The 6,960-nt window shown below is 64.1% G+C and carries 9 protein-coding genes; 1 reads left to right on the forward strand and 8 read right to left on the reverse strand.

What is annotated here, in order from left to right:
- On the reverse strand, nucleotides 1-168 hold a 168-nt coding region (locus EB084_16595), incomplete at its 3' end, for a zinc-ribbon domain-containing protein (protein ID NDD29876.1).
- A 175-nt stretch (nucleotides 169-343) separates the two neighbouring features.
- The gene (locus EB084_16600) at nucleotides 344-850 is read right to left on the reverse strand and encodes an HU family DNA-binding protein (protein NDD29877.1); all 507 of its coding nucleotides are present in this window, start codon (nucleotides 848-850) and stop codon (nucleotides 344-346) included.
- Between the two features lie 147 nt (nucleotides 851-997).
- Between EB084_16600 and EB084_16605 the strand changes: the two genes are divergently transcribed.
- Entirely contained in the window at nucleotides 998-1,333 is a 336-nt protein-coding gene (locus EB084_16605) for a divalent-cation tolerance protein CutA (GenBank protein NDD29878.1), read from the forward strand.
- On the opposite strand, the gene EB084_16610 is transcribed toward EB084_16605, so the two are convergent.
- The 6 genes from EB084_16610 to EB084_16635 form a co-directional block, all read right to left on the reverse strand.
- Entirely contained in the window at nucleotides 1,282-2,640 is a 1,359-nt protein-coding gene (locus tag EB084_16610) for an HlyC/CorC family transporter (GenBank protein NDD29879.1), read from the reverse strand. The two genes, EB084_16605 and EB084_16610, sit on opposite strands and share 52 nt — an antisense overlap.
- On the reverse strand, nucleotides 2,637-3,368 hold the full coding sequence (locus EB084_16615) for a diacylglycerol kinase (protein NDD29880.1): 732 nt from the start codon (nucleotides 3,366-3,368) through the stop codon (nucleotides 2,637-2,639). The genes EB084_16610 and EB084_16615 overlap by 4 nt, the downstream gene beginning before the upstream one ends.
- Nucleotides 3,365-3,844 carry an rRNA maturation RNase YbeY gene (gene ybeY, locus EB084_16620; protein ID NDD29881.1) on the reverse strand — a complete coding sequence of 160 codons (480 nt, stop codon included), beginning with the start codon at nucleotides 3,842-3,844 and terminating at the stop codon, nucleotides 3,365-3,367. Before ybeY ends, EB084_16615 begins: the two co-directional genes overlap by 4 nt.
- 28 nt (nucleotides 3,845-3,872) lie before the next feature.
- Nucleotides 3,873-5,966 carry an HDIG domain-containing protein gene (locus EB084_16625; protein ID NDD29882.1) on the reverse strand — a complete coding sequence of 698 codons (2,094 nt, stop codon included), beginning with the start codon at nucleotides 5,964-5,966 and terminating at the stop codon, nucleotides 3,873-3,875.
- A 97-nt stretch (nucleotides 5,967-6,063) separates the two neighbouring features.
- A complete protein-coding gene (locus tag EB084_16630; protein NDD29883.1) occupies nucleotides 6,064-6,519 on the reverse strand; it encodes a hypothetical protein in 456 nt (151 codons plus the stop codon).
- Nucleotides 6,520-6,581: 62 nt separating this feature from the next.
- Nucleotides 6,582-6,960 (reverse strand): lysine--tRNA ligase (locus EB084_16635; GenBank protein ID NDD29884.1); only part of this gene is annotated, 379 nt, incomplete at its 5' end.

Here is a 6,960-nt window from a genome sequence, read left to right on the forward strand (position 1 = left end):
CGCGGGTGGTGAGACAGGGGCAGACGGCCCCCCCCCCAGGGGGGTCGTGGGCGAAGTCGACGGGGGAGGAGGAGAAGGCGGTGGCGTCGCGGGCTGGAGAGACTCTCCGCAGCTCGCGCAGAACTTGTAACCGGCATCATTCTGCTTTCCGCAGCTCGCGCAGAACATCGACCGTCCTCCATCGTGTGCATTGCGGGCACTGACACATCCTCGCGCCTGGCACCACGGCAAGCGAGGGTATTCCCGACCTGTGCGGTCGTTCTCCTCTGCGAGGCCAGTCCACGGAACGAAAGAGCGGCCCGAATCTCTTCAGGCCGCTCTTCACCGCGCAGCGGTGGGGGGGTTACTTCACCTTGTCGGAGAGCTTCTTGCCCGGGGTGAAGTAGGCGATCTTCTTCGCCTTGATCTTGATCTTCTCGCGGGTGCGGGGGTTCACACCGTTGCGGCCCGCGCGCTTCTTCACGCCGAACGAGCCGAACCCGATGTACTGGAACTTCTCGCCCTTCGCAAGGGCGTGCGTGATGACACCGAACACCTCGTCAACGGTCTTGCGCACTTCGACCTTCTTCATGCCGGTGCGGTCGGCCACCATGTTGATCAGCTCTTCCTTGTTCACTGGGAACGCCTCCTCGCGTCTTGATTTGAGACTGCTTCGTGCCACAGATTCGCACAACCACAGGCGGAACGCAACAGAGGTCGGTTCGGTTCCTGCATTGATGCGGGTCTGGCCGTCAGACTCTTGCCAGGAGATTCGCAGGGTGCTTGAAAATTCCTCCTCCTCCGAAAAAAAATTTGAATTTTTTTCTTCTCCCTGATCGGCCTGTGGAGCGCCCCTGGCCTCCCCCCCCATGGCGAGAGAGAGCGCAATCCACGGCGGCAGGCCCGAGACAGCCTCTCGCGAAAGCAAGGCGACGCCGATTCCCCTGTTCCGGTCGGAGTGAGCGCCGCTCGAACGCCCCGATGACAAGGAAGCAGCGTCAGTGCAGGAGGTCAAGCCATGTCCGATTATGTCTGCATCCTCGTGACCGCAAGCAGTCCCGACGAGGCTCGAAACCTGGCGAGAGCGCTGCTCGAGGCCCGCCTTGCCGGCTGCGTCAAGATCATTTCGTCGGTGGAATCACACTACTGGTGGCAGGGCGTCCTCGAACACGCGACAGAGTGCCAGCTCGTGATCAAGAGCCGCGCCGCGCTCGTGCGCGACGTGATCGCCTGCGTCAAGGCCAATCACACGTACACCGTTCCAGAGGTGATTGCCCTTCCCGTGATCGATGGCAATCCAGACTACCTCGACTGGCTCGGCAAGGAGACTGCCCCGTCAGGAGCAGCAGAGTGACCACTCGGGGCAGCGGCTGCCTTCGCGTCTGACGAAGGCAGCTCGAAGCGCTGCCCGCCTTCCCGTGACACGCGAACCCGTATGATGCGCTGCCCGAGAACCTCCTCGGCCGAGAGAAACAGACCATCACAAGCCGTGCGCTCCCCGGGGCTCGGCGCGTGCCCGAACAGCCCATACACGAACCCACCGACGGTGTCGTAGTCATCGGTCTCGACGTGCAGTCCGAGCTCGTCATTGAAGTCGTCGATGAGCATCTTGGCGTCGACCACCACCGACCCGTCAGCGCACACAACGAAAGCGGGTTCTCCCTCATCGTGCTCGTCGGTGATGTCACCAACGATCTCCTCGATGAGGTCTTCCATGGTCACGAGTCCGTCGGTCCCCCCGTACTCGTCGACGACGATGGCCATGCCGACCCGCCCGCGCTGCATCTCCCGCAGCAGCGCATCGACCGGCTTGCTGGCGGGAACGAACAGGACAGGGCGGATGATGTCCGGCAGCCCCGTGTCGAGGCGGCGGTCGCGGGTGAGGCGTAGCAGGTCCTTCGAGGTCACGATGCCCACCACGTTGTCGATGCTGCTCTCATACACGGGCAGCCGCGACAGGCCGTGCTCCAGACAGAGATCGAGAACCCCATCGAGCGGCGTTCGCTTCTCGACCGCCACCATGTCGACCCGCGGCACCATGATCTCGCGCGCCACCGTTTCTGAGAGCTCGAGGATGCTGTGAATCATCTCCTTCTCGCTCTCCTCGATGTCGCGCACCGAATCGACCATGATTCGTATGTCGCCCTCGGTGACTCCACGATCGCGCTCAACAGCGGCGCGCTGCCCGAACACGCCGGCCATGCCGCTCACCATGGCGCTGAGCGGACGAAGCAAGGGCTGGGTCAAGCGATGCACGACCCCATAGAAGGGCACCAGCATCAGGCCGAGTCGCTCGGGGTCGCCAAACGCAAGACGTCGCGCCGCGAGCTCGAGAAAGAGCGTGAGCAGCACCACCAGCGCGAGGCTTGTCGCCTCCGCGGCTGTCCCACGCTCGAACAGGGCCGGCAGCCAGACCGCGATGGCGCCGAGCATCACGCTCATGGCGCCGCGGCAGAGAGAGAGCGATGCATGCACCGTGTGACGATCATCGATCACGCGCTCGAGGCGGGCCGCGCGCTCGTCACCGTCTTCGAGAAGCTCGCGCAGTCGCGAGCGGCTCACCAAAACCAGGTTGCTGTCCGCAACCCCCATGAGGGTGCGCAGAACGAGGAGCAGCCCCCCCCCGATGGCCAGGCCTGTCGCCGTGTCGCTGACCGTCATGGCCCCTGGGTCCTCAAGCCGTGGAAGAGGGTGAACACGAGCAGGCTCGCCGCCACACCCACCAGCGCGCCGGTGAGAACCTCGACCCAGCGATGGATGTTGGCCTCCACCCGGCTCTGCGCCACGAGCAGCGCCATCACGAAGGCGAGGACGGTGGCGACCGGATTTCTCGTGACGACGAGAATGGCCGTGCTGGCGGCAAATGCGATGGCTGCGTGACCGCTGATCATGCCGCCCCGGGTGAACTGACCCCGCTGCCCCAGCGCCTTGCCGATCATGACGACGATGAGCGCCAGGGCGAGCAGCACCACCAGACCGTGTGTGTGATTCTCGGCGATGCGTTGATAGAGGTTCCTGGCGCCCGCGCCCCACAGCATCGCCTTGACGGGCTCCCAGAAGACGATGCAACCCACGGCAACCGCGTTCACGCTCGCCAGAAGAACAGCGCCCGCAGACACATCCTTGGCCACACGCGCCAGCGGGTGATGCGACAGGGTCTGCATGTTGACGATGGTCTCGAGGGCCGTGTTGAACAGCTCAGCCATCAGCACCAGGGTGATGGCGATGAAGATGGCGAGCAGCTGCGCCGGTTCGAGGTCGAGCACGAGGCACAGCACCAGCACGGCCATCGAGATCGCGAAGTGGACCTTGAGATGTGGCTCCGTGCGAAAGGCGTAGACGAGACCGTCAACCGCGTTGTTCAGGCTCTCGCTGAAGCGGCGCCTCATGCAGGCCCGCCATCCCACATCACGGGCCGACGCCGAAGGCGCTGCAACGTTCGGGATTCGCGCGCGCGCATGTCTGCCTCCTCTACACGATCGACATGATCGTACCCCAGGAGGTGCAGCACGCCGTGTGCCATCAGATGGGCCATCACGTCATCGAGAGAGACCCCTCGCTCCACGGCTTCCCGGCGGGCGGTATCGAGCGAGATCACGACATCGCCGAGGGTCAGCAGTTCAGCGCCACTCGCAACCGCACGCGCCACCTCTTCTCTTGGCGCGTCATGAAGGGGAAAGCTGAGCACGTCGGTCGGCTTGTCAACGCCGCGCCAGGTCTGGTTGAGCGTTCGGATCTCGTCATCGTCGGTCAGCAGAACGCTCACCTCGCAAGCGGCGACCCCTTCGTCGGAGAGCGTTGCGCGAGCGACGCCCTGCAGAAGGCCACGGGTCACATCAGTCGTGGGCACCCGACGGCGCACCACGACCCGTGCCCGTTGACTGCGTGCTGCATCAGGTTGGGGACGCAATCGACTCCTTTGGCTTCCTCTCGCCCGTGAGAGCAGCGATGTCGCGTGGATACTCGATTCGCGAGTGATAGATGCTGACAAGCGTCTTCACAAAGGCCTGGGCGATCTGATCGATGTCGCGAAGCGACAGCGTGCTCTCGTTGAGCTGGCCATCATCAACGATGACCTTGATGCTCTCACGCACCATCTTGTCGAGGCTTTCCTGCGTGGGATCGGCCACCAGACGGGCCTTGGCCTCGATGGTGTCGGCCATCATCACGATGGCCGTCTCACGTGTGCGCGGTCGCCGGCCGTGATAGCGGAAATCGCTCTCCTTGGCCTCTTCCCCACGTTGCAGCGCCTTGTGATAGAAGTACGAGACGAGGCGATCGCCGTGATGCATGTCGATGAAGTCGGCCACGACCTGCGGCAGACGTGCCGCGCGCGCCATGTCGACCCCGTCCTTGACGTGGGAGATGATGATGTGGGCCGAGAGAGACGGGTTGAGACGATCGTGGGGGTTCTCCTTGCCCAGCTGGTTCTCGACGAAGAAATGGGCGGCCTTCATCTTGCCGATGTCGTGATAGAAAGCCCCCACCTTGGCCAGCAGCGGATCTGCCCCCACCGCTCGCGCGGCCGACTCTGCGAGGTTCGCCACGATCATGCTGTGGTGATAGGTGCCCGGTGCCTCTGTCATGAGGCGTTGCAGCAGCGGCTCCGACGTGTGGTTCGACAGCTCGAGCAGCTTGATGTTCGTGGTGACGCCAAAGATGTTCTCGAGGAAGGGCAGGGCTCCGATGGCGAGGACGCTGGCCGTGAGACCGTTTCCGGTTGCGTAGACCAGGGTGTTGGTGGTGAGCACGCGCAGGTCCTCGTTGTGCCAGAGACCTACAACGAGAACAGACAGGACGTTGACGAGACACACCACGAGCGTCGCGATCATCAGGTCTCCGCGACGCGACACGTTGGTCACCGACAGCACCGCCACCATGCCGGTGATGGTGGCCACGACGCACGGCGAGAGGTCAGAGGTGGCCGAGCCGACAGTCATGATGCCGATGCAGATGCCGAGCAGCGCCGTGACGATGAGGGCGAGGCGATACTCGAGCAGGATGCCCATCAGCATCGAGGCCGTGGCGATGGGGGCCAGGTAGGGAGAGATTCCCACACCCGCGCGTGACAGGCCCAGCACACCCACCGAGAGGAGGGCCAGCAGCCAGAGCAGCCGAGGTTCGAGGAGCACTGTCGCCTCCTGCTGCGACAGGTACGCGCCGATGACGAAGATCATCAGGCAGCAGAAGAGGGCATTGGCCAGCACGCTGTAGATGTTGAACGACTGCCTGTGGAGACCGAAGGCGTCGAGCACGTCCATCTGCTCCTGGGTGACGACGTCCCCCTTTCGTACCACCATCTGACCGCTTTTGATGAGAACCTTGGTGGGCTCGACGTGCGCCATGCGCTCCTGCTGAAGCTTGACGGTCGCCTGGTAGTCGGGAATCTGGTTGGCGCGCAGGGCGTGCTGGCCCAGCTCGGTGACCGCGGTGCGGACGTCGGGGGCCAGCGGCTTCGACGCAATCATCGACGCCAGCTTGTTGCGCGACTCGTCGAGCTGGGCCTCTGACGTCTTCTGCTGCATCACCTCTTGAAGCGCCATGTGAAGGATGCGCGAGATCTCGGGATACTGCGCGCTCGGACAGCGCATGAGCACCTCGACGCTCTCCGGCGAGACAGGCACCGGGAGATCTTTCACCGCGGCTTCGCGGGTCTTGAGATCCATGGTGCGCATGATGGCCAGGCTCTGGAGCGTTCGCTTCACCGACTGCTCCACCGCGGGGAACGTGTTCTTGGCGACGAAGACGGTCGAAACCTCGCTGCTGGCGCGCTCTCGCGCCTCCTTGGTCGCCTTCTCGTCGACGATCTCGAGATTGCGCGGGGCTTCAACGTCACGGCTGGCCACCTCGCCAACACTGAGCGCGACGACCTCCGGCGGAAGGAGCCTCAACGAGAGAAGCAAGGTGATGGCGACAAACGCAAACACGACCACAAAGACGTGATGTGGCTTTTTGACGCGAGGCTCGGCCATCTGCAGGTCACCCACGGACAACTGACCTTCTCCCTACGGCACCTGTCGAGCGCCGCGCAGCGAGAGCTCGGGACATGCCATCATGATTCGACGCGCTCAATGGGCCGCGCCTTCATGGTACCCGATGCGCTGCCGGATTTCGTACCTGTTGCTCGAGAGCCGTCTGCGCCTTCTTCTCGAGCGCGCGCGCCGTGTAGTCGGTTGAGTCGAGCTCGCACGCGCGCCGAAGGTAGGGCAGCGCGAGCGCGGGCTGCTTCAGATCTCGCAGGTACAGCTCGCCGATGGCGCGCTGGAGGCGCGCGTCGTCGGCGAGTGCAGGCATGGCGCTCTGGAGGGCAGCCAATGCCCCCTGACGATCTCCACGGGCCTCGAGGAGCACGTATGCCTTGGCTTCGTAGGCCGGAAAGTAGAGCGGGTTCTTGACAAGGCACGCATCGAGCGTGTTCAGGGCCTGATCCCACTGCGATCTGTTCATCTGCGCGTCCGCTTCGAGAAAGAGCTGCTCGCACACCACGACGTCGTGCCACGCCCGCCAGGCGCGCCAGCCACACCCGAGGGAGACCGCCATCAGAACGACAAGGACGAGGCGCTTGTGCCGAACGCCCGCAGCGCTCGGACTGACATCGCCGATCAGGGCGCGGCCTTGGGGGGACGCTTGCCGCTCTTGTGCCCGAGAGGCTTCATGGTGGGGAACAAGATGACGTCGCGGATGGACGGAGAGTTCGTGAGCAGCATCGACAGCCGGTCGATGCCCATGCCCATGCCGCCCGTCGGGGGCATGCCGTACTCGAGGGCCTTGATGTAGTCCTCATCGATGGGATGCGCCTCATCGTCGCCCCCGGCGCGCATGGCCATCTGCTCCTCGAAGCGCTCGCGCTGGTCGCGCGGATCGTTGAGCTCGGAAAAGGCGTTTGCCACCTCGACGTGCACAGCAAAGAGCTCGAAGCGGTAGGTCAGGCTCGGATCATCGCTCCTTCGCTTGGCCAGAGGCGACAGCTCGATGGGGTAG

Source organism: Pseudomonadota bacterium, from assembly GCA_010028905.1.
Classification (GTDB): domain Bacteria; phylum Vulcanimicrobiota; class Xenobia; order RGZZ01; family RGZZ01; genus RGZZ01.

Coding starts and splice junctions, on each gene's coding strand:
- EB084_16600 (NDD29877.1), bottom strand. CDS start 850: ATGGGGGGGGAGGCCAGGGGCGCTCCACAGGCCGATCAGGGAGAAGAA.
- EB084_16605 (NDD29878.1), top strand. CDS start 998: ATGTCCGATTATGTCTGCATCCTCGTGACCGCAAGCAGTCCCGACGAG.
- EB084_16610 (NDD29879.1), bottom strand. CDS start 2,640: ATGACGGTCAGCGACACGGCGACAGGCCTGGCCATCGGGGGGGGGCTG.
- EB084_16615 (NDD29880.1), bottom strand. CDS start 3,368: ATGAGGCGCCGCTTCAGCGAGAGCCTGAACAACGCGGTTGACGGTCTC.
- EB084_16630 (NDD29883.1), bottom strand. CDS start 6,519: ATGGCGGTCTCCCTCGGGTGTGGCTGGCGCGCCTGGCGGGCGTGGCAC.